20 protein-coding genes are annotated in these 23,569 nt (G+C 70.8%); 14 read left to right on the forward strand and 6 right to left on the reverse strand.

From position 1 onward, the window contains the following. Positions 1-112 precede the first annotated feature (112 nt). The 7 genes from mce to ABTZ59_RS18210 all read left to right on the forward strand — a co-directional run bounded on the left by mce (position 113) and on the right by ABTZ59_RS18210 (position 9,705). Positions 113-541 carry a methylmalonyl-CoA epimerase gene (mce, locus tag ABTZ59_RS18180; RefSeq protein ID WP_249953469.1) on the forward strand — a complete coding sequence of 143 codons (429 nt, stop codon included), beginning with the start codon at positions 113-115 and terminating at the stop codon, positions 539-541. A 159-nt stretch (positions 542-700) separates the two neighbouring features. Then, complete coding sequence (scy, locus tag ABTZ59_RS18185; RefSeq protein ID WP_351399446.1) at positions 701-4,420, forward strand: polarized growth protein Scy; 3,720 nt, start codon at positions 701-703, stop codon at positions 4,418-4,420. 114 nt (positions 4,421-4,534) lie between these two features. Further along, complete coding sequence (locus ABTZ59_RS18190; protein ID WP_351399461.1) at positions 4,535-5,473, forward strand: coiled-coil domain-containing protein; 939 nt, start codon at positions 4,535-4,537, stop codon at positions 5,471-5,473. A 141-nt stretch (positions 5,474-5,614) separates the two neighbouring features. After that, on the forward strand, positions 5,615-6,670 hold the full coding sequence (locus ABTZ59_RS18195; RefSeq protein WP_351399482.1) for an ABC transporter ATP-binding protein: 1,056 nt from the start codon (positions 5,615-5,617) through the stop codon (positions 6,668-6,670). A gap of 1 nt (position 6,671) precedes the next feature. After that, a complete protein-coding gene (locus tag ABTZ59_RS18200; protein WP_351399495.1) occupies positions 6,672-7,451 on the forward strand; it encodes an ABC transporter permease in 780 nt (259 codons plus the stop codon). A gap of 191 nt (positions 7,452-7,642) precedes the next feature. Next, positions 7,643-8,827, forward strand: coding sequence for an ABC transporter ATP-binding protein (locus ABTZ59_RS18205; RefSeq protein WP_351399510.1), 1,185 nt, complete (start codon positions 7,643-7,645; stop codon positions 8,825-8,827). Further along, positions 8,827-9,705 (forward strand): ABC transporter permease subunit, encoded by an 879-nt coding sequence (locus ABTZ59_RS18210; RefSeq protein ID WP_351399520.1) that lies wholly within the window; start codon positions 8,827-8,829, stop codon positions 9,703-9,705. Before ABTZ59_RS18205 ends, ABTZ59_RS18210 begins: the two co-directional genes overlap by 1 nt. A 23-nt stretch (positions 9,706-9,728) precedes the next feature. On the opposite strand, the gene ABTZ59_RS18215 is transcribed toward ABTZ59_RS18210, so the two are convergent. Then, positions 9,729-10,058: an Rv1322 family protein gene (locus tag ABTZ59_RS18215; protein WP_249953475.1), complete on the reverse strand. Its 330-nt coding sequence runs from the start codon at positions 10,056-10,058 to the stop codon at positions 9,729-9,731. 210 nt (positions 10,059-10,268) lie between these two features. On the opposite strand from ABTZ59_RS18215, the gene ABTZ59_RS18220 reads away from it, so the two are divergent. Continuing rightward, entirely contained in the window at positions 10,269-11,297 is a 1,029-nt protein-coding gene (locus ABTZ59_RS18220; protein WP_351399547.1) for an LLM class flavin-dependent oxidoreductase, read from the forward strand. 61 nt (positions 11,298-11,358) lie between these two features. Here the strand turns inward: ABTZ59_RS18220 and ABTZ59_RS18225 are convergent, their stop codons facing one another. Further along, the gene (locus tag ABTZ59_RS18225) at positions 11,359-11,751 is read right to left on the reverse strand and encodes an SCO5389 family protein (protein ID WP_249953477.1); all 393 of its coding nucleotides are present in this window, start codon (positions 11,749-11,751) and stop codon (positions 11,359-11,361) included. A gap of 212 nt (positions 11,752-11,963) precedes the next feature. Between ABTZ59_RS18225 and nucS the strand changes: the two genes are divergently transcribed. Both nucS and ABTZ59_RS18235 read left to right on the forward strand, forming a co-directional pair. Further along, positions 11,964-12,635 (forward strand): endonuclease NucS, encoded by a 672-nt coding sequence (nucS, locus tag ABTZ59_RS18230; RefSeq protein ID WP_351399608.1) that lies wholly within the window; start codon positions 11,964-11,966, stop codon positions 12,633-12,635. A 232-nt stretch (positions 12,636-12,867) separates the two neighbouring features. Then, the gene (locus tag ABTZ59_RS18235; RefSeq protein ID WP_351399617.1) at positions 12,868-13,920 is read left to right on the forward strand and encodes a medium chain dehydrogenase/reductase family protein; all 1,053 of its coding nucleotides are present in this window, start codon (positions 12,868-12,870) and stop codon (positions 13,918-13,920) included. A 35-nt stretch (positions 13,921-13,955) separates the two neighbouring features. Here ABTZ59_RS18235 and ABTZ59_RS18240 read toward each other — a convergent pair whose 3' ends face one another. From ABTZ59_RS18240 to ABTZ59_RS18250, 3 genes are all read right to left on the reverse strand, one after another. After that, positions 13,956-16,529: an ATP-binding protein gene (locus tag ABTZ59_RS18240; RefSeq protein WP_351399641.1), complete on the reverse strand. Its 2,574-nt coding sequence runs from the start codon at positions 16,527-16,529 to the stop codon at positions 13,956-13,958. Between the two features lie 205 nt (positions 16,530-16,734). Beyond that, complete coding sequence (locus tag ABTZ59_RS18245; RefSeq protein WP_030351976.1) at positions 16,735-17,058, reverse strand: STAS domain-containing protein; 324 nt, start codon at positions 17,056-17,058, stop codon at positions 16,735-16,737. A gap of 148 nt (positions 17,059-17,206) precedes the next feature. After that, complete coding sequence (locus ABTZ59_RS18250) at positions 17,207-18,055, reverse strand: 3-hydroxyacyl-CoA dehydrogenase family protein (protein ID WP_351399672.1); 849 nt, start codon at positions 18,053-18,055, stop codon at positions 17,207-17,209. Positions 18,056-18,312: 257 nt separating this feature from the next. Here ABTZ59_RS18250 and ABTZ59_RS18255 point away from each other — a divergent pair, with 257 nt between their 5' ends. Beyond that, the gene (locus ABTZ59_RS18255) at positions 18,313-18,885 is read left to right on the forward strand and encodes a cob(I)yrinic acid a,c-diamide adenosyltransferase (RefSeq protein ID WP_351399688.1); all 573 of its coding nucleotides are present in this window, start codon (positions 18,313-18,315) and stop codon (positions 18,883-18,885) included. A gap of 2 nt (positions 18,886-18,887) precedes the next feature. Here the strand turns inward: ABTZ59_RS18255 and ABTZ59_RS18260 are convergent, their stop codons facing one another. Continuing rightward, positions 18,888-19,475 (reverse strand): hypothetical protein, encoded by a 588-nt coding sequence (locus ABTZ59_RS18260; RefSeq protein WP_351399702.1) that lies wholly within the window; start codon positions 19,473-19,475, stop codon positions 18,888-18,890. Positions 19,476-19,626: 151 nt separating this feature from the next. Here ABTZ59_RS18260 and ABTZ59_RS18265 point away from each other — a divergent pair, with 151 nt between their 5' ends. From ABTZ59_RS18265 to ABTZ59_RS18275, 3 genes are all read left to right on the forward strand, one after another. Beyond that, entirely contained in the window at positions 19,627-20,868 is a 1,242-nt protein-coding gene (locus ABTZ59_RS18265; protein WP_351399715.1) for a sensor histidine kinase, read from the forward strand. Beyond that, positions 20,865-21,515, forward strand: a complete 651-nt coding sequence (locus ABTZ59_RS18270; protein ID WP_351399732.1) for a response regulator — start codon at positions 20,865-20,867, stop codon at positions 21,513-21,515. Before ABTZ59_RS18265 ends, ABTZ59_RS18270 begins: the two co-directional genes overlap by 4 nt. Before the next feature lie 147 nt (positions 21,516-21,662). After that, on the forward strand, positions 21,663-23,519 hold the full coding sequence (locus ABTZ59_RS18275) for a glycosyl hydrolase family 18 protein (protein WP_351399740.1): 1,857 nt from the start codon (positions 21,663-21,665) through the stop codon (positions 23,517-23,519). Positions 23,520-23,569 lie beyond the last annotated feature (50 nt).

A 23,569-nucleotide genomic window follows, 5' to 3' on the forward strand; every position in this document is an offset into this window, starting at 1 on the left:
CCAAAGAGAGGTGCACTTTCAATGTACTGAGCGGCTCTCCCGTGGGTCACCAGGCAGCGCGTGTGATCGCGCGCACGTTGCGTAATCACCCCGGTACCGCTGCACTGTCCCCATGCTGACGCGAATCGACCACATCGGAATCGCCTGCTTCGACCTCGACAAGACCGTCGAGTTCTACCGGGCGACCTACGGCTTCGAGGTCTTCCACACCGAGGTCAACGAGGAGCAGGGCGTACGGGAGGCCATGCTCAAGATCAACGAGACGTCCGACGGCGGGGCTTCGTACCTCCAGCTCCTCGAACCCGTCCGGGAGGATTCGCCCGTCGGGAAATGGCTGGCGAAGAACGGCGAGGGTGTTCACCACATCGCGTTCGGTACGGCGGATGTCGACGGTGACGCCCAGTCGGTCCGTGACAAGGGCGTACGCGTTCTGTACGACGAGCCGCGCACCGGCTCGATGGGCTCCCGCATCACGTTCCTCCACCCCAAGGACTGCCACGGCGTACTCACGGAACTGGTCACCTCCCGCCCGGAGCACTGACCTTAAGGATTCCCGGCCCGGTAGAGTGGGGCGCTCCGGGCCGGGGCCGGGCCGGGGCCGCGCCCCTGCCGTAGATCTGTCACCATTCCCCGGGGGGCCGTTCGCCGCGAACGGTGCTCGATTGGGCAGTTGCGACCAGGGGACGGATGGGACCGCGCAGTGCGGGGCTACGAACGCCAGGAGAGCCACCGAGCTGACGACGACCACCTCTCGCGGTTCGAAGCCGAGATGGACCGGCTGAAAACCGCGCGGGAGAAGGCCGTCCAGCACGCCGAGGACCTCGGTTACCAGGTCGAGGTCTTGCGCGCCAAGCTCCACGAGGCACGCCGTGCGCTGGCGACCCGTCCCTCGTCGTACGACAGCGGAGACCTCGGCTATCAGGCCGAACAGCACCTGCGCAACGCCCAGATGCAGGCGGAGCAGATGCGCGCGGACGCCGAGCGCGAGCTGCGGGACGCGCGCGCCCAGACGCAGCGCATCCTCCAGGAGCACGCCGAGCACCAGGCCAGGCTCCAGGCCGAGCTGCACGCCGAGGCCGTCCAGCGCAGGCAGCGGCTCGACCAGGAGCTGGCCGAGCGCCGGCAGACCGTCGAGTCGCATGTCAACGAGAACGTCGCCTGGGCCGAGCAGCTGCGGGCCCGTACCGAATCCCAGGCCCGCCGGCTGCTCGACGAGTCCCGCGCCGAGGCCGAGCAGTCCCTGGCCGCCTCCCGCGCGGAGGCCGCCCGGGTCACCGAGGAGGCGCGGCGGCGGCTGGGCGCGGAGTCCGAGGCGACCCGCTCCGAAGCGGAAGCGATCCTGCTGCGGGCCCGCAGGGACGCCGAACGGCTGCTGAACGCCGCCTCCTCGCAGGCGCAGGAGGCCACCAGCCACGCCGAACAGCTGCGTACGTCCACCACCGCCGAGGCCGACCAGGCCCGCCAGCAGGCCGCCGAGCTGGGCCGCGCGGCCGAGCAGCGGATGCAGGAGGCACAGGAGCGGCTGCGGGAGGCCCGCGCGGAGGCCGAGAAGATCGCCGCGGAGGCCAAGGAGACCGCGGTCAAGCGGGTGGCCGCCGCCGAGTCGCAGAACGAGCAGCGCACCCGTACCGCCAAATCGGAGATCGCCCGGCTGGTCGGTGAGGCCACCAAGGAGGCCGACGCCACCAAGGCCGAGGCCGAGCAGGCGCTCGCCGACGCCCGCGCGCAGGCCGAGAAGCTGGTCGCGGAGGCCGCGGAGAAGGCCCGTACGGTCGCCGCCGAGGACACCGCCGCCCAGCTGGCCAAGGCGGCCCGTACCGCCGAGGAGGTGCTGACCAAGGCGTCCGACGACGCGAAGGCCACCACCAAGTCCGCGGGCGAGGAGGCCGAGCGGATCCGCCGCGAGGCCGAGGCCGAGGCGGACCGGCTGCGCGGCGAGGCGGCGGAACAGGCCGACCAGCTCAAGGGCGCGGCCAAGGACGACACCAAGGAGTACCGCGCCAAGACGGTCGAGCTCCAGGAGGAGGCCCGCAGGCTGCGCGGCGAGGCCGAGCAGCTGCGCGCCGACGCGGTCGCGGAGGGCGAGCGGATCCGCGGCGAGGCGCGCCGCGAGGCCGTCCAGCAGATCGAGGAGGCGGCCAGGTCCGCCGAGGAACTGCTGACGAAGGCCAAGGCGGACGCCGACGAGCTGCGCTCCGGTGCCACCACGGAGAGCGAGCGGGTACGCACCGAGGCCATCGAGCGCGCCACGACGCTGCGCCGGCAGGCCGAGGAGACCCTGGAACGCACCCGCGCCGAGGCCGAGCGGCTGCGCGCCGAGGGCGAGGAGCAGGCCGAGGCCACCAAGGCCGCCGCCGAGCAGGCCGCCGCCGAGCTGCGCGAGGAGACCGAGCGCGGCGTCCAGTCCCGTAAGGACGAGGCCGCCGGCGAGCTGACACGGCTGCACACGGAGGCCGAGCAGCGGCTGTCCTCCGCCGAGGAAGCGCTCACCGACGCCCGCGCGGAGAGCGAGCGGATCCGGCGGGAGGCCGCCGAGGACAACGACCGGCTGCGCGCCGAGGCCGCCGAGCGGATCCGGGCGCTCCAGGCACAGGCGGAGCAGGAGGCGGAGCGGCTGCGTGACGAGGCCGCCGCCGACGCCTCGCAGTCCCGTGCCGAGGCGGAGAACGCGGCCGTACGGCTGCGGTCCGAGGCCGCCACGGAGGCGGAGCGGCTCAAGACCGAGGCGCAGGAGAGCGCCGACCGGATCAGGGCCGAGGCCGCCGCCGCGGCGGAGCGGGTGGGCACCGAGGCCGCCGAGGCGCTGGACGCCGCGCAGGAGGAGGCGACCCGCCGCCGCCGCGAGGCCGAGGAGACGCTGACGGCCGCCCGCGGCGAGGCGGACCAGGAGCGCGAGCGGGCCCGCGAGCAGAGCGAGGAGCTGCTCGCCTCGGCCCGTAACCGGGTCGAGGAGGCCCAGACCGAGGCGCAGCGGCTGGTCTCGGAGGCGGACTACCGCGCCACGGAGCTGGTGGCCGCCGCCGAGCAGACCGCCCAGCAGGTACGGGACTCCGTCGCCGGTCTCCAGGACCAGGCCGAGCAGGAGATCACCGGGCTGCGGGCCGCCGCCGAGCACGCGGCCGAGCGGACGAGGACCGAGGCGCAGGAGGAGGCCGACCGGGTACGCGCGGACGCGTACGCGGAGCGGGAGCGCGCCAGTGAGGACGCCACCCGGGTCCGGACCCGCGCACAGGAGGAGTCGGACGCCGCGCAGGTGCTCGCGGAGCGCACTGTCGGCGAGGCGATCGCCGAGGCGGAGCGGCTGCGCGCCGACACCGCCGAGTACGCGCAGCGGGTACGGACCGAGGCGTCGAACTCGCTCGCGTCGGCGGAGCAGGACGCGTCCCGCACCCGCGCCGAGGCCCGTGAGGACGCCAACCGGATGCGTGGCGACGCGGCGGGCCAGGCCGACCGGCTCATCGGCGAGGCCACCGGCGAGGCCGAGCGGATGCGCGCGGAGGCCGCAGAGACGGTGGGCGCCGCGCAGCAGGCCGCCGAGCGGTTGCGGGTCGAGGCCGAGCAGTTCAAGCGGGACACCGAGGCCGCCGCGGAACGGCTCAGGACCGAGGCCCAGGAGGAGACGGACTGGCTCCTGGACGAGGCGCGCAAGGACGCGGCCAAGCGCCGCGCGGACGCCGCCGAACAGGCCGACCAGCTCATCAACAAGGCTCAGGAAGAGGCGCTTCGGGCCGCCACCGAGGCCGAGACGCAGGCCGATACGATGGTGGGCGCCGCCCGCAAGGAGGCGGACCGCATCACCGCGGAGGCCACCGTCGAGGGCAACTCCCTGGTGGAGAGGGCCCGCACGGACGCGGACGAACTGCTCGTCGGAGCGCGCCGGGACGCGACAGCCGTCCGGGACCGGGCCGAGGAGCTTCGTGTCCGCGTCGAGGGCGAGATCGAGCAACTGCACGAGCGGGCCAGGCGCGAGACGTCCGAGCAGCTGAGAACGGCGGGAGAGCGTGTCGACAACCTGATGAAGGCGGCCAATGAGCAGCGCGCCGAGGCCGAGGCGAAGGCCAAGGAGCTGGTGGCCGAGGCCAATTCGGAGGCGAGCAAGGTCCGTATCGCCGCCGTGAAGAAGGCCGAGGGGCTGCTCAAGGAGGCCGAGCTGAAGAAGGGCGAACTCGTCAGGGAAGCCGAGAAGCTGCGCGCGGACGCGGCTCAACAGGCCAAACAGACAGTCGACGAAGGCAAGCGCGAACTTGATGTGCTGGTCCGCAGACGAGAGGACATCCAGGCCGAGATCTCCCGTGTTCAGGACGTACTCGAAGCGCTGGAGTCATTCGAGGCACCTGCCGTGCCCGCGAAGGACAACCCCGTCAAGGCGGGTGCGGCGGCGGGGACCACCCGTTCGAGTGGCAAGTCTTCCGACGGCTAGCCACTCAAAAGGCTGGACATTCTCCATATCAAACCCGCATCAGCTCGATGACACGCCGCTTTGGCCCCTAGGATTCCCTCTATCACCTCACCGGTCTCATTCGACAGGAACCCCATGAGCGACACTTCCTCCCCATTCGGCTTCGAGCTCGTGCGGCGTGGTTACGACCGCGGTCAGGTGGACGACCGCATTACCAAACTCGTCGCCGACCGTGACAGTGCCCTGGCCCGCATCACCTCTCTGGAAAAGCGCATCGAGGAGCTCCACCTCGAAACGCAGAACGCCCAGGCCCAGGTCAACGACGCGGAGCCGTCGTACGCCGGGCTCGGTGCCCGCGTCGAGAAGATCCTCCGCCTCGCCGAGGAGGAGGCGAAGGACCTGCGCGAGGAGGCCCGCCGCGCCGCCGAGCAGCACCGCGAGCTGGCCGAGTCGGCGGCGCAGCAGGTGCGCAACGACGCCGAGTCGTTCGCCTCCGAGCGCAAGGCCAAGGCCGAGGACGAGGGCGTCCGTATCGTCGAGAAGGCGAAGGGGGACGCCGCCACGCTGCGCTCGGAGGCGCAGAAGGACGCGCAGTCCAAGCGCGAGGAGGCCGACGCGCTCTTCGAGGAGACTCGCGCCAAGGCCGCCCAGGCCGCCGCGGACTTCGAGACGAACCTCGCCAAGCGGCGTGAGCAGTCCGAGCGCGACCTGGCGTCGCGTCAGGCGAAGGCCGAGAAGCGTCTGGCCGAGATCGAGCACCGCGCCGAGCAGCTGCGTCTGGAGGCCGAGAAGCTGCGCACGGACGCGGAGCGCCGGGCCCGTCAGACCGTCGAGACGGCCCAGCGTCAGTCCGAGGACATCGTGGCGGACGCGAACGCCAAGGCCGACCGGATCCGCAGCGAGTCGGAGCGCGAGCTGGCGGCGCTCACCAACCGCCGCGACTCGATCAACGCCCAGCTGACCAACGTCCGCGAGATGCTGGCCACGCTGACCGGTGCCGCGGTGGCCGCCGCCGGCTCCCCGGCCGACGACGAGCCGATCTCGCGCGGCGTCCCGGCCCAGCAGTCCCGCTGATCCAGGGCGACCGTCCGGTCGGTGGCGCTTCTCCGACCGGATGACGATCGCGTCGGATAACGGCCGCGTCGGATAACGATCGCGCCAAGCCCTCCGTCACTCCGGTGGCGGGGGGCTTTGTGCCGCCCTAGGTTGGTCCGCATGATCGAGGTCCACGGGCTCACCAAACGCTTCGGCCGCAAGGTGGCGGTCGATCAGCTCTCCTTCCAGGTGCGACCGGGGGTGGTGACGGGTTTTCTCGGCCCCAACGGCGCGGGCAAGTCGACCACGATGCGGATGATGCTCGATCTCGACAATCCGACCAGTGGTTCGGTACGGATCGACGGCCGGCACTACCGCGAGCTGACCGAGCCGCTCAAGCACATCGGGGCGCTGCTGGAGGCCAAGGCGATGCATGGCGGGCGCACCGCGTACCACAATCTTCTCTGTCTGGCGCAGAGCAATCGCATCCCGGCGAGCCGGGTGGACGAGGTGCTGGACATGGTCGGACTGAGCGCCGTCGCGAAGAAGAAGCCGAAAGGTTTCTCCCTCGGAATGGGGCAGCGGCTCGGGATCGCTTCCGCGCTCCTGGGTGATCCCGAGGTCCTGATCTTCGACGAACCGGTGAATGGTCTGGACCCCGAAGGCATCCACTGGGTACGCAATCTGATGAAGGCTCTGGCCCGCGAGGGACGCACCGTCTTCGTTTCGAGCCATCTGATGAGTGAAATGGCGCTGACCGCCGACCATTTGATCGTGATCGGTCAGGGCCGGCTGCTGGCGAACACCTCGATGGCCGACTTCATCCGGGAGAACTCCCGCAGTTACACACGGCTGCGTTCACCGGAGCGCGGGCGGCTCGAAGACGCCCTGCGCGACGCGGGGTTCACGGTGGTCGAGGCCGAGGAGGGCGTGCTGGAGATCGACGGCGCGTCCACCGAGGAATTGGGGGAACTGGCCGCGCGGCACGGGATCGTGCTGCATGAGCTGAGTTCCCAGCGCGCCTCGCTCGAAGAGGCGTTCATGCGGATGACGGCGGAGTCGGTGGAGTATCACGCCCACGCGGGCCCCGGTGGCGGGCCGGCGCCCGCGGGCCCCCGTTGGGGCGCGGACCGGAGCACGGAGTTGGGCGCGGCGCGGGGCGCGGAGCAGGGCGCGGACCGGGGCGCGGACCCGCGCGCCGAACGGGGCGGCGACCTGCGCGGCGAGGAGGTCTGACATGGCATCGGTAACGGCGGTCCTGCGGTCCGAGTGGACCAAGATCCGTACGGTCTCCTCGACGACCTGGACGCTGATCAGCGCCCTGGTGGTGACCGTGGCGCTGGGCGCCGCGCTGTCCGCGGTGCTGAACTCGCAGTTCGGGGATCTCTCCGTGGCGGAGCGGTCGACCTTCGACCCGACGTACACCAGCTTCTCCGGGATGGTCCTCGGTCAGCTGGCGATGGTGGTCTTCGGGGTGCTGGTGGTCGGCTCCGAGTACTCCTCGGGCATGATCCGCACCTCGCTGGCCGCCGTGCCGCGGCGCGGCACGTTTCTCTTCTGCAAGATCCTGGTGGCCGGGGCGCTGGCGCTGGTGGTCGGGATACTGACCGGATTCCTCGCGTTCTTCGTGGGCCAGGCGCTGCTCGGCGAGCACGGTACGACCATCGGCGAGCCGAACGTGCTGCGCGCGGTGATCGGCAGCGGGCTGTACATGACGCTGATCGCGCTCTTCTCGATGGGGGTGGCGGCGATGCTGCGCAGCTCCATCCTGTCGCTCGGCATCCTGATGCCGTTCTTCTTCCTGGTCTCGCAGATCCTGGCGGCCGTTCCCGGCGCCAAGGAGGTCGCCCGGTACTTCCCCGACCAGGCCGGCCGCCAGATCACCCAGGTCGTCCCGAACGCGCTGAGCGCCAGTCCCGCCCCCTACGGGCCCTGGGCCGGTCTCGGGATCATGGCCCTGTGGGTGGTGGCGGCGCTGGCGGGCGGATACGCGGTCCTGAAGAAGCGGGACGCGTAGGCTCGTGCCGGGGAGACTCCGCTCGTCGCGGCGCTCCGCGGCATCCCGTACGAGGAAATCACCCGGCGACGCCCCGTCGTAACGACTTGGCCGGAACCGTCAAGGCACGGATATCCTCGTAACTCTTACGGGGGCTTCAGGTCAGGAACGGCCACTGCCCCGACGACCTGACCTGTCGATGGGGCTGGAGAATGATCGAGGCAGTCGGCCTGACGAAGCGCTACGGCGCCAAGACGGCCGTGTACAACCTTTCCTTCCAGGTACGGCCGGGACACGTCACCGGGTTCCTGGGCCCCAATGGTTCCGGCAAGTCGACGACGATGCGGATGATCCTCGGGCTGGACCGGCCGACCGCAGGCCAGGTACGGATCGGCGGGCATCCCTTCCGGCAGCTCCCGAACGCACCGCGCCAGGTGGGCGCGCTGCTGGACGCCAAGGCCGTGCACGGCGGGCGCAGCGCGCGCAATCACCTGCTGTCGCTGGCCCAGCTCTCCGGGATCCCGGCCGCCCGGGTCGACGAGGTCCTCGGGGTCGTCGGTCTCCAGGGCGTGGCCAAGAAACGTTCCAAGGGCTTCTCGCTCGGTATGGGCCAGCGGCTCGGTATCGCGGCGGCGCTCCTCGGCGATCCGCAGGTGCTGCTGTTCGACGAGCCGGTGAACGGGCTCGACCCCGAGGGCATTCTCTGGGTCCGGAATCTGATGAAACAGCTGGCGTCCGAGGGCCGTACCGTCTTCGTCTCGTCCCATCTGATGAGCGAGATGGCGGTGACCGCCGACCATCTGATCGTGATCGGCCGCGGTCAGCTGCTGGCCGATATGACGATCAAGGACTTCATCTCGGCCAACTCCGCGGACTTCGCCCGGGTGCGTACGCCGGAGACCGATCCGCAGCGGCGCGAGAAGCTGGCCACGGCGCTCGCCGAGGCGGGCGGCCAGGTGCTGTCCGAGCCGGACGGGGCCCTGCGGATCACGGGCCTGCCACTGTCGCGGATCAGCGATCTGGCGCACGAGGCGGAGGTACGGCTCTGGGAGCTCTCGCCGCACCAGGCGTCGCTGGAGGAGGCGTATATGCGCATGACCCAGAGCGTCGTGGACTACCGTTCGACGGCCGACGCGCTGGAGGGCTTCGAGCCGCCCTATCAGCCCGGCTACGGGCCGCCGGGGGCCTCCGAGGCGCCCGTCGTCCCGGAGGTGCCGCAGCAGGGCTGGTACCCCCCGCCGCCGCCCGGGGCCAACCCGTACGCGGGCGCTCCCCCGGCCTCGGCGCCGGCGTCGGCACCCCCGTCCGCACCCGCACCCGCGTCCGCACCGTCGGCCGCTCCCGCGGCGGCATCCGCCGCAGACATGACGAAGCGCGACAGCAACGAGGACGCCTGATGACGACCCCGCACCAGCAGTCTCCAGGGCCCCGGACACCGCAGGGGACCGCGCAGTGGCAGGGCGGCGGCCCCCCGGCCGGTTACACCTCGCCGATCCCGGTCCGCCGGGCACATCTCGGCGACGCCCTGGCCTCCGAGTGGACCAAGCTCCGTTCCGTACGGTCCACGATGTGGACCCTCGGCGTCATGGTCGTGCTGATGCTGGGCATCGGACTGCTCGCGGCCCTGCTGGTCTCCACCGTTTCGAGCGACCCGGAGACCCCCAGCGGCCAGGACGCCCTCTCCCTCGGCTTCTTCGGTGTGCTGCTCGGCTCGATGTGCGTGATCACGCTGGGCGTGCTGACGATCGCGTCGGAGTACGGCACGGGCATGATCCGTACGACCCTCGCCGCGTGCCCGAGCCGTGGCCGGGTGCTCGCGGCCAAGTCGCTGGTCTTCTTCCTGCTGGTCTTCGTGATCTCGATGGTGGTCACGATGACCGTCGCGGCGCTCCAGGTCTCGATCGTGGGCGCGGAGTCGCCCAACGCCCGGGGCTGGCTGCTGGCGACGGCCGGGGTCAGCCTCTATCTGGCGACGCTCGGGCTGCTCTCGCTGGCGGTCGGGACGCTGATCCGGCACTCCGCCGGAGCGATCACCGTCATGATCGGCGTGGTGCTGTTGCCGCTCGTGCTGGCGATGTTCATGTTCTCGGACTCGCTCACGGCGCTGCGTGAGAGCCTGTTCGACTACTCGATCCCCAACCAGATGGCGGCGTTCTACAGCGAGGGCATCCGCGTCTCCGGGCCTTCGGGCTGGGAGCCGCTGTGGCTCCTGCTGGGCGTGACGGCGATCGCGTTGGCCGCGGCGTACTTCGTGCTGGACAAGCGGGACGTCTGAGCGGTCCCGCGTCGCGGCGTCGCTCAGTACTTCGGTGCGTTACGGGACCGCTGCACCCGCGTGGTGCGGCGGTCCTTCGCGTTCCAGCACGCCTGGTGCCAGTGCCGCCGGTCATCGACACCGCCGTACTCCGGCCACGCCACCACATGCGGCACCGCGCCGGGGATCTCCTGGTCGCAGCCGGGGCAGCGGTAGCGCTTGCCCTCGGCGCTGGCCCCGGCGACATGGCGCACGGACCAGCCCTCGCCCTGCCAGGACTCGGACCGCTGGAAGCCGCCGTACCGGTCCCCCGCCTCGCCTGCTCGCTCGGTCGGGTTCTCGCCGCCTCGGGGGCGGTTGCGGCGCGGGGACACAGGACACCTCACGGGGCAGACAGCACGGTTCCCTCCAGCCTACGGCCCGCGTCACGGGGTACACGCCCCTCGCGGATCCGCTCCGCCCGGGGCGGGAGAGGCACTGACCGGACAATCGCAAGAATTTCCCATGTGGGCCGTGCCCTTGGCACGTGTCAGACGTTGTTGCCAGCAGGGGGAGTCGCGTCGGCCGCAAGGAGGCAGAAGGCGATGCGTGTGGGAGCTTTTGTACTGGCCGGCCAGTTCCCGGGCCAGGGACAGGGGGAGGCGCTGCACCGGGCGGTGCGCACCACGGAGTTGGCGGAGGAGTCCGGGCTCGACTCGGTCTGGCTCGCCGAGCACCATTTCGTGCCGTACGGCGTCTGTCCTTCGGCCGTGACCCTGGCCGGAGTGCTGCTCGGCCGAACCCAACACATCCGGGTGGGAACGGCGGTCAGCGTGTTGCCGAACGTACATCCGGTGGCACTCGGCGAGCAGGCGGCGCTGCTGCATCTCGTCTCCGGCGGCCGGTTCACGCTCGGTGTGGGACGCGGCGGCCCCTGGGTCGATCTGGAGGTCTTCGGCACGGGCCTGAGCGCCTACGAGGAGGACTTCCCGGAATCCCTCGCCCTGCTGCTGCGCTGGCTGCGCGAGCCGCGGGTGGGGGCATCGGGGGAACGATTCCGCTTCCGCGAGGTCCCCGTCGTACCGCGCCCCGACGAGCTGATCGAGCCGAGCACGGGCCCCGAGACGGTCATGGCCTGCACCTCGCCCAAGAGCGTCAGACTGGCCGCCGAGCACGGTCTGCCGATGCTGCTCGGCATGCACTGCGGCGACGAGGAGAAGGCGGAGATGGTCGCCCTGTGGCGTACGCACGCGCGCGCGGCGGGCCGTACGGCCGACGAGGTCGACGGCGCCGCGCATGTGTCGGCCGGGGTGGCGCAGATCGGCGACGGCCGCGCGGAGGCGACCGAGACGCTCGTCAAGGCGATGCCGGGCTGGCTGCGCCAGGGCCTGGGCGCCCATGTCACGGTCGACGGAAGAGTCCGGGCCATGCGGGACCCCGTGGAGTACACCGAACTGCTCTGCGCTCTCCACCCGGTGGGCCCGCCCCGGCTGGCCGCGGACCGTCTCGCGGCCACCGCGGAGCGCACCGGCATCACCCGCTTCGCCCTGCTCGTGGAAGGCTCGGGCGATCTGGCGACAACGGAGGAGAACGTACGGCGGCTGGGCGCGGACGTACTGCCCCAACTCGCCTGAGGGACGCTGCCGCTCCGACACCGTGCAACCGGGGCGCGATGCGGAGCGGCAGCAAGAGGCGTCAGCAGTCCCGGAGTTCCGGTGACTGATTGAGCAACTGGGCCCGCACCGAGGTGAAGAGGGCCAGCCGCTCGTCGACCGTGGAGTCCAACGGGAACACCGCGACACGGTGGCAGTTCTGGAATGCGAGACGCACCCCGAAGTGACGCTGTAGCGCACCGCGAATGGCATCACTCGCGAGCGCGCGCAACAGCTGACCACGTGCTTGCTCGTCCGGCGGGGGCGTCTGGTTGTCGGCGAACTGTCCACCGTCCACCTTCAGCTGTGCCACCAGAGAACTGATCATCTCCCATGCGTAGGGCAGGGAGGTCCGGACGCAGTCGACGAAAGCCGCTTCATCGACCTCGCCTCGCTCGGCCTGATCCAACAGCGCCGGTGAGACGTCGAGCGACATGGGTTCTCCTCTCGCGACCCCGGGAGGCGGGGTCTTACGGGCAGGGAAGGAGGCGACGACGACGCAGCGTGCACGACCGGCGACCTCCTGCATCCACGTTAGGCGCGCTGTCCGGACCACACCAGCAGAATGGGAACACAACCGGCCAACAACGAACGGGGCTTCCGGGGCGAATCGCGCGCGGCGGCGGCAGTCGAGTAGCGTTGCCGACCATGCGTCTCGTCATTGCCCGCTGCTCCGTGGACTACGCGGGCCGGCTCACCGCCCACCTGCCCACCGCTCCCCGTCTCATCCTGGTCAAGGCCGACGGGAGTGTGTCGATCCATGCCGATGACCGGGCGTACAAACCGCTCAACTGGATGTCACCGCCCTGCACACTGAAGGAGGGCTCCGACGCGGACGCCGGCGTGTGGACCGTCGTGAACAAGGCGGGCGAGAAATTGATCATCACCATGGAGGAGGTTCTCCATGACTCCTCGCACGAGTTGGGCGTCGATCCCGGCCTCATCAAAGACGGCGTAGAAGCACACCTTCAGGAGCTGCTGGCCGACCGGATCGAGACGCTGGGCGAGGGCTACACACTGATCCGCCGCGAGTACCCGACGGCGATCGGCCCGGTGGACATCCTGTGCCGGGACGCGGACGGCGTGACGGTCGCGGTGGAGATCAAGCGGCGCGGTGAGATCGATGGCGTGGAACAGCTGACGCGCTACCTGGAGCTGCTGAACCGCGATCCGCATCTGGCGCCGGTGCGGGGGGTGTTCGCCGCGCAGGAGATCAAGCCTCAGGCGAGGGTCCTGGCGACGGACCGGGGCATTGGATGCGTGGTGCTGGACTACGACGGGCTGAGGGGTATCGAGGACGACAAGTTGCGGTTGTTCTGACGGGGAGTTGACCGCCGTCTCGTGACGAGGGGCCCGAGCGCTCGGCAGATGCCGCGCCCGGGCCCTTTCTCCTGTCCGCACCCGCGTGCCCGTCTCCACACCCGCACGATCACACCTTCACGTTCTAGTTAGAAGCTATCGCGGAATCTATTGACACTCCCCTTCCGTGTGGTTATAACTTATAACGAACGCGAGAGTGAGTAACCCAACGGAGTGCGCGGTGGAGGTCGTCATGAACCCCGAAGGACTGGTCGAGAACCCCGAAGGCTTGGTCGAAGTCATCCTGCCCGGCAAGGTGGAGCCGGAAGGGCTGCGGATACGGCGCGGCACCATCCCCACCGCGGGACCCGGACAGGTCGTGATCCGGATGGAGGCGACCGGGGTCTCCTTCGCCGAGCAGCAGATGCGCCGCGGCAGGTACTACGACCAGCCGGCGTTCCCGTTCGTGCCCGGCTACGACCTGGTCGGCACGGTGGTGGCGACCGGGGAGGGGGTCGAGCCAGGTCTGGCCGGCACCCGGGTGGCCGCGCTGCTCAAGGTCGGTGGCTGGGCCAGCCATGTGCTCGTCGACGCGGCGGACACCGTCGAGGTGCCCGCCGGGATCGGCGCGGCCGAGGCGGAGACCCTGGTGGTCAACGGCATCACCGCGTGGCAGATGCTGCACCGCACGGCACGCGTCCGCGCCGGGCAGACCATCGTGGTGCACGGCGCCAACGGCGGCGTCGGCTCGGTCCTGGTCCAACTCGCCCACGCCGCCGGGGTGAAGGTGATCGGCACGGCGTCCGACCGTCACCACGACGCCCTGCGGGAACGGGGCGTCACCCCCGTCGACTACCGCACCGAGGACGTCACCGCGCGGGTCCGCGCGCTGGCCCCCGGTGGGGTGGACGCCGTCTTCGACCATGTCGGCGGCCGGGGCATCGTCGACTCCTGGAGCCTCCTCGCCCCCGGCGGGACGCTCGTCTCGTACGGCAGCGCCTCCACCCGGGACGACGAAGGGTCCAAGCAGTGGCCCGTGTTCAAGCTGCTCGGCCGGGTGTGGGTGTGGAACGCGCTGCCCAACCGCCGCCGGGCCTACTTCTTCAACGTCTGGGCCGGACGCGCCCTGGCCAAGGAGCGGTTCCGGGCCCGGCTGCGCGCCGACCTGACCGAGGTCTTCGCCGCCTTCCTGCGCGGTGAGGTCACCGCCCAGATCGCCGCCCAACTGCCGCTCGCCCGCGTCGCCGACGCCGTGCGGCTGGCGGAGTCCGGCACGGTCGCCGGAAAGGTCGTACTCACCCCGTAGTACTCACCTTGTAGCGAGTCCGTCCGGGCCCCGGCCTACACGACCGTCGGATCCGGCGAGGGTTCTGACACCGCCGGATTCGGACCGCTCACCGTGGTCTGAGGGGACGACGGCGGTGGCGGGCTGTCCGTGGGATCCTCCGTCGGATCGTCGTCGCTCGGCGATGTCGACGGTGTCGGCGGCGGGCTCGACGAACTGCTCGGCGGCTTGCTCGGCGAGGTCGACGGCTTCGACGGCGGCTTGGACGGGGAGTTCGGCTCCGACGGCTCGTCGTCGGGGGACGAGGCGCTGTCCGACGGGGTGCCCGAGGGGGACGCCGGGCCGGAAGGGCTCGCGCTGTCCGTCGGAGCGGCGCTGCCGGAGGTGCTGGGCGCGGGCAGTTGGACGTCCGGGTTCGGGGGCACGTCGTCGACGGGCTCGTCGGCCGGCAGGTCGCCACCGCCGTTGTCGGCGTCCGGGGACTGTCCCGTACGGACGTTGTCCGACGGGGTGTTGTCACTGCCCGAGGTCGCGCCCAGGGTCACCACCGTGCCCAGAACGGCCGCGAGCACCGCGCCCGCTCCCGCCGCGACCAGGTTGCGGCGGGCGCCGAAGACAAGGCCGCGGCGACGGTGGGGCGCGGGCAGCGGAGCGGTGCCGGGTCCGGGCCCTGGCACCGGGGACTCGCGCCGGGTGACCAGCGTCTCGCTCTCGCCCGGGGCCGGGGCCGCATCGGCGGCGAACCCGGCTCCCGGACCCAACGCCGGCGGCCCCTCCGCGCCCGTCGGCAACGCGGGCAGCACGAGCGGCGCGGACGTGCCGGGCCGTTCGGTCTCGCGGTCCGTGACCAGCGCCAGCGCCCTGCGTCCCGCGACCGTACCGACCTTGTCGGCGACGGCCCCGCGCATGCCGATCGACGCCTCCAGCTCCGCGCGGGCCCGCTCCAGGTTCCCCAGGCAGAGCGCGAGGATGCCCAACTCGTGGTGGAAGTACGCCTCTTCCGCGACCTCCCCGGCGATCCTGGCGGCCTCGGAGCCGGATCTCAGCACGCGCTCCCAGGCGCCCCAGTGGAGCCCGGCCAGAAAGGCGGGCGCGGCGCTGCGGGCCAGCAGGACGGCCGCGCTCGGGTGTCCCGATTCCTGCCCCGGGACCAGCGGGCCCATCGCCGCGAGGATCGCGTCCGCCTCCGCGGCGGCACGCTCGGGGGTGACCGAGGGGTGCCCCGCCCACCAGGCGTAGTGCTGGGCTGCGGTGTGCGCGTGGGCCACGGCGTCGTCCGCGTACCCCTTCGCCTCCAACTGCGTGGCGACGCCGGGCGCGAGCCGGTAGCGCGCGCCGACCGGGGTGAGGAGGCCGCAGCTCATCAGTTCGCCGAGCGCGGCGTCCGCGTGGGTGTCGCCCACCAGCGCCGGCAGATGCGCCTGGTGCGGGACCTCACCGCCGAGCGCGACCGCGAAGCGCAGCGTGGCGCGGGCGGCCTCGCTCAGCCGGGAGGCGAGCAGCACGGCGGGCGCGGCGCCCTCGCCGAGGGTGGGCAGCGGGATGTCGTAGCCGTCGGAACTGGCGGCGACACGTGGTGACGCGTCGTCGGATGTCCGCTCGAAGGGCCGTGCGAAGGGCTCGAACTCGTCGGAGGCCTCGGAGTTGCCGCGCAGTTGGTCGCGCTGCCGCAGCAGCGCGCCCGCCTGGACGAAGCGCACCGGCAGGCCCTCGGACTCGAACCAGAGGTCACCCGCCCAGTTCGCCTCCTCGTCGGTGAGGGCCCGTTCGACGACGCGCTCCAGCAGTTCGAGCGAGGAGCCGCGGCCGAGACCGCCGAGGGCGACCTCCTCCAGTCCCGCGTCCGCGGAGGGCGGGTCGGTGTCGGGCGTCGCGGCCAGCAGATAGGCGCATTCGGGGGTCGCGGCGAGGAGTTCGTCCAGCGCCTCCCCGCCGAGCTCCAGATCGTCCAGGACGACGATCGCGCCGATCTCATGGACCAGTTCGAGCAGTTCCACGCGGTCGGGGCGGTGGAGCGCGCAGTGGTGGACGGCCGCGAACAGCTCGTACAGCAGCTCGGTGGTGGTGCGGCGATGGCCGGAGAGGCGTACGACCCCGTCGGGCGCGAGATCCGCGCAGTCCGCGGCGACGGCTTCGAGCAGCGCGGTACGTCCGGAGCCCGGGGCGCCGGTGAGGCGTACGGACCGGCCGCGCCCCAGCAGCCCGGCCAGCCGCTCGCGTTCCGCGCCACGCTCCAGCAGCGGAAGGGGTGGCGCGGCGGGTCCCGGCGGTACGGAGGGCCGGCCCGCGCGCTGGAGATCGGCGCGTTCGGCGGCGGTGCGCCGCGCGGGGGCGTCGGGCTGTCTGCCGGGCGGGCAGAGTTCGATCTCGCTGCCGTCGACGGGGTTGACGGTGAGCAGGTACTCGCCGGAGATCAGCTGGACCGTGCGGACGGGCGGCGGGGTGGTGACCGGCCCGGCGCCCTTGAGGTGCGCCAGGGCCGGGGTGACATGCGCGGGGGTGACCTGGGAAGGCGTGGCGGGCGTGGCCGCGGGCACGGTCTCGGCGCGCGGCGGACGTGCCGAGTCCGCGCCCTCACCCGCGCGTTCGTCGTGGCCGTACTCTTCCGGTCCCCGGTCTATCGGGTCCATGGTGAAAAGCTCCCCAGATCCTGGTGTGCGATGCCCCCCGGCCTCACACACCCATCTGTCGCTTCTGGTGCCGGTGTCTGCGTCTATGGGTCAGTCAATCGGCAGACGGCCGAACCCTAGACCTCCGCAGGGTATCCGCCTACAGCCGGGGTACCACGCCGTCCAAGACATCACGGTCTCATGAGAATTGTGCGATGTGGGCCGGTCAGACCCGAGGAAGTGACTCTGCGGCGATTCCACCCTCGATGGCGAGAATGCGGTGCAGTCGGGTCGCCACCAGCAGTCGCTGCATCTGCGGCGGGACACCGCGCAGCACAAGCCTACGGCCGCACCGCCCCGCGCGTCGGTGGGCTCCCATGATGACGCCGAGTCCGGTGGCGTCCCAGGAGTCCAGTGCGGTCAGGTCGAGCACCAGATCGCCGACGCCGTCGTCGACCGCCGAGTGCAGGACCGTACGGGCGTCCGCCGCGCTGCGTACGTCGAGGCGGCCCCCGACGACCAGCTCGGCGTGGTCGCCCCTGATGTGCATATGCGCTCCCCGAGAGTGCTTTCCGTGCTCCGTAGTCTGTTCTGTCTTCCAACAACTGACTGCCGCGCGACCCAAGAAGTTGCCGTCTGTAAGCGAACCGATATCGAATTCACCCTGTGGGGTGAGGTGCGGGTACCGGTGGGGCGGCTCAGTGCTTGTAGAACCCCTGCCCGCTCTTACGGCCGATGTCACCCGCGTCCACCATCCGGCGCATCAGCTCCGGCGGTGCGAACTTCTCGTCCTGCGACTCGGTGTAGATGTTGTCGGCCGCGTGGAGCAGGATGTCGACACCCGTCAGATCGGCGGTGGCGAGCGGGCCCATGGCGTGGCCGAACCCCAGCTTGCAGGCGGTGTCGATGTCCTCGGCGGAGGCGACGCCCGACTCGTAGAGCTTGGCGGCCTCGACGACGAGGGCGGAGATCAGCCGCGTGGTCACGAAGCCCGCCACATCGCGGTTGACGACGACACAGGTCTTGCCCACCGATTCGGCGAACTCCCGTGCGGTGGCGAGGGTTTCGTCGCTCGTCTTGTAGCCGCGCACCAGCTCGCACAGCCGCATCATCGGCACCGGCGAGAAGAAGTGTGTACCGACGACACGTTCCGGGCGCTCGGTCACGGCCGCGATCTTCGTGATCGGGATCGCCGAGGTGTTGGAGGCGAGGACGGTGTCGTCCCGTACGAGCTTGTCGAGCGTGCGGAAGATCTCGTGCTTGACGTCGAGCTTCTCGAAGACGGCCTCGACGACGATGTCGGCGTCGGCCGCGGCCTCCAGGTCGGTGGTCGTGGTGATCCGGGCGAGCGCCGCGTCGGCGTCGGCCTCTTCGAGCTTGCCCTTGGCGACGAACTTGCCGTACGAGGCCCTGATCCCGTCGATGCCCCGGGCCAGCGCCGCGTCGGTGACATCCCGCAGGACGACGTCCCAGCCCGCCTGCGCCGAGACCTGCGCGATTCCGGACCCCATGAGTCCGGCCCCGATGACGGCGAGCTTCCTTGCCACGACGCACCCCATGATTCCTGTTCGGCTTCAGTTCAGCCTTAACACCTGTTTACATTGCGCTCTCTGCCGGAGGTTAGCGGTCACGGACGGCCAAGTGACGGTGAAGAGATGCGCGTCACGTCTCACATGACGGACATCACACCGGCGGCGCCCATCAGGCGTCGCGCAGCGCGTACTTGAGTACCTTTCCCGCGGCGCCCACCCACTTCGCCCAGCGGGTACCTGACCGGACCCGTGTCCGGGAATAGGCTGGCCATATGGTCAATCTGACGCGCATCTACACCCGCACCGGCGACAAGGGCACGACGGCGCTCGGCGACATGAGCCGCACCGCCAAGACCGATCGGAGGATCGCCGCGTACGCCGACGCCAACGAGGCCAACGCGGTCATCGGTACGGCCGTCGCCCTGGGGCAGCTCTCCCCGGAGGTCGTCAAAGTCCTCGTCCGGGTCCAGAACGATCTGTTCGACGTGGGCGCGGACCTGTCCACTCCCGTGGTGGAGGAGCCGAAGTTCCCGCCGCTGCGGGTCGAGCAGTCGTACATCGACAAGCTGGAGGCCGACTGCGACCACTTCCTGGAGGGGCTGGAGAAGCTGCGCAGCTTCATCCTCCCCGGCGGCACCCCGGGCGCGGCGCTGCTGCACCAGGCGTGCACGGTCGTACGGCGCGCCGAGCGCTCCACCTGGGCGGCGCTCGACGTGCACGGCGAGACCATGAACGCGCTGACGGCGACCTATCTGAACCGTCTCTCCGACCTCCTGTTCATTCTCGCCCGCGTGGCGAACAAGGAGGTTGGGGACGTCCTCTGGGTCCCGGGCGGCGAGCGCTGAGGTCAGCTCTTCTCGCCGACGGACGAGGGCCGTTCCACCCGGACGGAGTCGGGGTTCACGGGGGGCTTCTTCGGCCAGAGCGCGTACGTCAGGGCGATCACCCCGTGGATACCGACGACGCGCGCCGCGTTGAACTGCCACGCGAGCAGCGAATCCGTGGTGCCCGCGTCGCCCACGTACCAGATCGCGATCTGGAGCAGGACGGCCGCGACGGCGCCGGCCACCACCGTACGGAGCCACAGTCGGCCCTCGTGCCGGGCGCGGGCCATGCCGTACTTCGGTGGTCCGACCGGCGGGGGGCCGCCGGCGAAGCGATGGGCGAACCAGCCGTCGATCCGCTTGATCGTGTAGTGGCCGTAGCCGACCGTGAAGCCGATGTACATCGCGGCCAGACCGTGCTTCCAGTCCGGCTCCGCGCCGTTCCTGAGATCGATGGTCGTGACCACCAGCAGCACGACCTCCAGCAGCGGTTCCAGCAGCAGGACCGCCGCGCCCAGTCGCGGCATCCTGGCCAGATAACGCAGGGCCAGCCCGACGGCCAGCAGTACCCAGAAGCCGATCTCGCAAGCGATGATCAGTGTGACGATCACAGCGCCTCTCCTTCCTGTTGGTTCCAGGCTCCCGGCCGTAGGGGCACGGCACGTCGTCGCCAGTGACGAACCGTGACTGCATCCTTCGATGTACTCGGTCCTCGGCCGCCCTGTGGAGGACGGTGCCGCGCGGGCCGTGTTTGATGGATGGATGATCGCTTCTCGCCGATCTGCCGCGTTCCTCCCCGCCCATGGGTCCGGGTGCCCCTCCCGTCGGCCGCACCGCGTGGACGCGCTGATCGCCCTGGCCGGACTGCTCGGCGGTGTCGCCCTGTGGTCGGCCGGTCTGCACACCCAGGGGGGCCGCGTGCTGCCCGGGGCCTGGGTGCTGCTGCCGCTGGCCGTCATGGCGGGGGTGGAACTGCTGCGCAGGACCGCGCCAGGGACCGCCTTGGCCGTCGGCACGCTCGCGCTGGTCGCCGATCAGCTCACCACCGGCAGTCTGGCGACGATCGTGATGTTCACGGATGTGATGTACGCGGCCGTGCTGTACGGGACACCGGCCGCCGCCCGCCGGATCCCCTGGACCACGGGGGCGATCACGGTCGCGGTGACCATCGGTTTCGTCACCTGGCTGCGCGTTCCCGAGGCCCTGCTCATCGGTGTGGTCACCGCGTTGATCAGCTTCTTTCCGGCCAGTACCGGTGTTCTCGTACGCAACCACCGGGACGCCGCCGAGTCGGCCAGGCTGCGGGCCGAGCAGACCGCGCTGCTGGCCGAGATGGACCGGACGCAGGCGGTGGCGGCCGAGCGCACCCGGATGGCGCGTGAGCTGCATGACATGGTCGCCAACCATCTCTCGGCGATCGCCATCCACTCGACGGCCGCGCTCTCGCTGGACGACGAGCGCACGACCCGGGACGCGCTCGGCGTCATCCGGGAGAACAGCGTCGAGGGGCTGGCCGAGATGCGCCGGCTGATCGGGCTGCTGCGCGAGAGCGACGAGAGCGGCACGGTGTCCGCCGCGCCGACGCTGCGCGCGCTGGACACGCTGGTGGCGCAGGCCCGGACGAACGGCGCCTCCAGCGGGCTGCGCTTCACCCTGGACGACCGGCGCGGCGAGGGCTTCGCGCTGCCCACACCCATCGATCTGGCCGCGTACCGCATCATTCAGGAGTCGCTGACCAACGCGCTCAAACACGCGGTCCCCGGCACGACCACCGTCGAGCTGGACGGGTCCGAGCGCGCGCTGACCGTGCGGGTCCGCAGCCCGTTCGGTGACCGGCCGGGGCCGCGCGTGCCGGGGGCGGGCGCCGGACTGATCGGGATGCGCGAGCGGGTCGAACTGCTGGACGGAGAGTTCGAGGCGGGTCCCGTCACCGCTGCCGACGGGGGAAAGATCTGGCTGGTACGGGCCGAACTGCCCGTCGTGGAAGGGCGGGAGAGCGCATGACGATCCGGGTGCTGATCGCGGAGGACCAGTCGGCGGTACGGGCGGGGCTGGTGCTCATTCTGCGCAGCGCGCCGGACATCGAGGTCGTCGGGGAGGCGTCGGACGGCGAGGAGGCGGTCGCGCTGGCCCGGGAGCTGCGGCCGGATCTGGTGCTGATGGATGTGCAGATGCCACGGCTCGACGGGGTGTCGGCGACCCGCGAGGTGGTCGCGGAGCGGCTGGCGGATGTGCTGGTGCTGACCACCTTCGATCTGGACGAGTATGTCTTCGGGGCGCTGCGGGCCGGGGCGGCGGGCTTTCTGCTGAAGAACGCGGAGGCGGGTGAACTGCTCGGAGCGGTGCGGACGGTGGCGCGCGGCGAGGGCCTGATCGCCCCGGCCGTCACCCGCCGGCTCATCGCCGAATTCGCCGTGCCGACCCCCGTACGCCCACCCGGCGCCGCCGACCCGGCGATCCTGGACGTCCTCACGCGCCGGGAGCGCGAGGTGCTTTCCTGCCTGGGCGAGGGGCTGTCGAACGCGCAGATCGCGGCCCGGCTCACGATGGCCGAGGCGACCGTGAAGACCCATGTGAGCAGGCTGCTGGGCAAGTTGGAGCTGCGCAGCCGGGTACAGGCCGCCGTCCTCGCTCAGGAGCTGGGAATCTGACCGGCGGCTCCTCACCTTTGGTCTGGACCTATTGACGAGTGGTCCAGACCTTCCTACTCTCACCGCACACACTGCGGTGAGCCGTCGCAGGGTGAGCAGTGCACGGACCCACCCCCGTTTTGTCCTGTACTCACCTGAGGAGCACGCTTGAACTCCCAACCCGCCCTCCACAGACCCCGATTCAGATCCAGAGCCGTCGCGGGTCTCACCGCGCTGCTGCTGCCGCTGGCCGCCCTCGTCGGGCTGGCCACCCCCGCGGAGGCCGCCACCTCGGCCACCGCCACGTACACCAAGGCCTCCGACTGGGGCACCGGCTTCGAGGGCAAGTGGACGGTGAAGAACACCGGCACCACGAGCCTCAGCTCCTGGACCGTCGAGTGGGACTTCCCCGCCGGTACGGCGGTCACCTCCGGCTGGGACGCCGACATCACCGGAGCGGCCAACCACTGGACGGCCAAGAACAAGACCTGGAACGGCACGCTCGCCCCCGGCGCGACCGTCACCTTCGGCTTCAACGGCACCGGCTCGGGCACCCCGACCGGCTGCAAGCTCAACGGCGGCTCGTGCGACGGCGGCCCGAGCGTCCCGGGCGACAACCCGCCCTCGGCCCCCGGCACCCCGACCGCCAGTGAGATCACCAATACCTCGGTGAAGCTGAGCTGGACCGCGGCCACCGACGACAACGGCATCAAGAACTACGACGTCCTGCGGGACGGCGCGAAGGTCGCCACGGTCACCGGTACGACCTACACCAACACCGGTCTGACCGCGGGCACCGACTACTCGTACACCGTCCAGGCCCGTGACACGGCCGACCAGACGGGCCCGGTCAGCGGCGCCCGCGCGGTGCGCACCACCGGTGGCGACCCGGGCCCCGGTCCTGGCCCCGGCAGCAAGGTCAAGCTCGGCTACTTCACCGAGTGGGGTGTCTACGGCCGGAACTACCACGTCAAGAACCTGGACACCTCCGGTTCGGCCGCCAAGATCACCCATATCAACTACGCCTTCGGCAATGTCACCGGCGGCAAGTGCACCATCGGTGACTCCTACGCCGACTACGAGAAGGCGTACACCGCCGACCAGTCCGTCGACGGCGTCGCCGACACCTGGGACCAGCCGCTGCGCGGCAGCTTCAACCAGCTGCGCAAGCTCAAGGCGAAGTACCCGCACATCAAGGTCCTCTGGTCGTTCGGCGGCTGGACCTGGTCGGGCGGCTTCGGCCAGGCCGTGCAGAACCCGGCCGCCTTCGCTCAGTCCTGCTACGACCTGGTGGAGGACCCGCGCTGGGCCGATGTCTTCGACGGCATCGACCTGGACTGGGAATACCCCAACGCCTGTGGTCTGACCTGTGACACCAGCGGCCCCGCGTCGTTCAAGAACATGATGCAGGCCATGCGCGCCAAGTTCGGTCCCAACAATCTGGTCACGGCCGCCACCACGGCGGACGCCTCGGCCGGCGGCAAGATCGACAAGGTCGACTACGCGGGCGCGGCCCAGTACATGGACTGGTTCAACGTCATGACGTACGACTTCTTCGGCGCCTTCGCCGCGCAGGGCCCGACGGCTCCGCACTCCCCGCTCACCTCGTACCCGGGCATCCCGCAGGCGGGCTTCAACTCCGCCGAGGCGATAGCCAAGTTCAAGGCGCAGGGCGTACCGGCCAACAAGCTGCTGCTCGGCATCGGCTTCTACGGGCGCGGCTGGACCGGCGTGACCCAGGCGACCCCGGGCGGCACCGCGACCGGCGCCGCACCCGGCACGTACGAGGCCGGTATCGAGGACTACAAGGTCCTGAAGAACACCTGCCCGCCCACCGGCACCATCGCGGGTACCTCGTACGCCAAGTGCGGCAGCAACTGGTGGAGCTACGACACCCCGGCCACCATCACATCCAAGATGGCCTGGGCGAACCAGCAGAGCCTGGGAGGCGCCTTCTTCTGGGACTTCACGGGTGACACCGCCAACGGCGAGCTGGTGACCGCGCTCAACAACGGTCTCGGATAGCCGCGACAGCACAGGTGAAGGGGGCGGCGCCCGAGCGCCGCCCCCTTCAT

It is taken from the genome of Streptomyces sp. NPDC094034, from assembly GCF_040303865.1.
Classification (GTDB): Bacteria; Actinomycetota; Actinomycetes; order Streptomycetales; family Streptomycetaceae; genus Streptomyces.

Excerpts from the sequence above, each read along its gene's own strand:
- mce (WP_249953469.1), top strand. The coding sequence starts at position 113 with ATGCTGACGCGAATCGACCACATCGGAATCGCCTGCTTCGACCTCGAC.
- ABTZ59_RS18190 (WP_351399461.1), top strand. The coding sequence starts at position 4,535 with ATGAGCGACACTTCCTCCCCATTCGGCTTCGAGCTCGTGCGGCGTGGT.
- ABTZ59_RS18195 (WP_351399482.1), top strand. The coding sequence starts at position 5,615 with ATGATCGAGGTCCACGGGCTCACCAAACGCTTCGGCCGCAAGGTGGCG.
- ABTZ59_RS18200 (WP_351399495.1), top strand. The coding sequence starts at position 6,672 with ATGGCATCGGTAACGGCGGTCCTGCGGTCCGAGTGGACCAAGATCCGT.
- ABTZ59_RS18205 (WP_351399510.1), top strand. The coding sequence starts at position 7,643 with ATGATCGAGGCAGTCGGCCTGACGAAGCGCTACGGCGCCAAGACGGCC.
- ABTZ59_RS18210 (WP_351399520.1), top strand. The coding sequence starts at position 8,827 with ATGACGACCCCGCACCAGCAGTCTCCAGGGCCCCGGACACCGCAGGGG.
- ABTZ59_RS18220 (WP_351399547.1), top strand. The coding sequence starts at position 10,269 with ATGCGTGTGGGAGCTTTTGTACTGGCCGGCCAGTTCCCGGGCCAGGGA.
- ABTZ59_RS18225 (WP_249953477.1), bottom strand. The coding sequence starts at position 11,751 with ATGTCGCTCGACGTCTCACCGGCGCTGTTGGATCAGGCCGAGCGAGGC.
- nucS (WP_351399608.1), top strand. The coding sequence starts at position 11,964 with ATGCGTCTCGTCATTGCCCGCTGCTCCGTGGACTACGCGGGCCGGCTC.
- ABTZ59_RS18235 (WP_351399617.1), top strand. The coding sequence starts at position 12,868 with ATGAACCCCGAAGGACTGGTCGAGAACCCCGAAGGCTTGGTCGAAGTC.
- ABTZ59_RS18240 (WP_351399641.1), bottom strand. The coding sequence starts at position 16,529 with ATGGACCCGATAGACCGGGGACCGGAAGAGTACGGCCACGACGAACGC.
- ABTZ59_RS18245 (WP_030351976.1), bottom strand. The coding sequence starts at position 17,058 with ATGCACATCAGGGGCGACCACGCCGAGCTGGTCGTCGGGGGCCGCCTC.
- ABTZ59_RS18255 (WP_351399688.1), top strand. The coding sequence starts at position 18,313 with ATGGTCAATCTGACGCGCATCTACACCCGCACCGGCGACAAGGGCACG.
- ABTZ59_RS18265 (WP_351399715.1), top strand. The coding sequence starts at position 19,627 with ATGATCGCTTCTCGCCGATCTGCCGCGTTCCTCCCCGCCCATGGGTCC.
- ABTZ59_RS18270 (WP_351399732.1), top strand. The coding sequence starts at position 20,865 with ATGACGATCCGGGTGCTGATCGCGGAGGACCAGTCGGCGGTACGGGCG.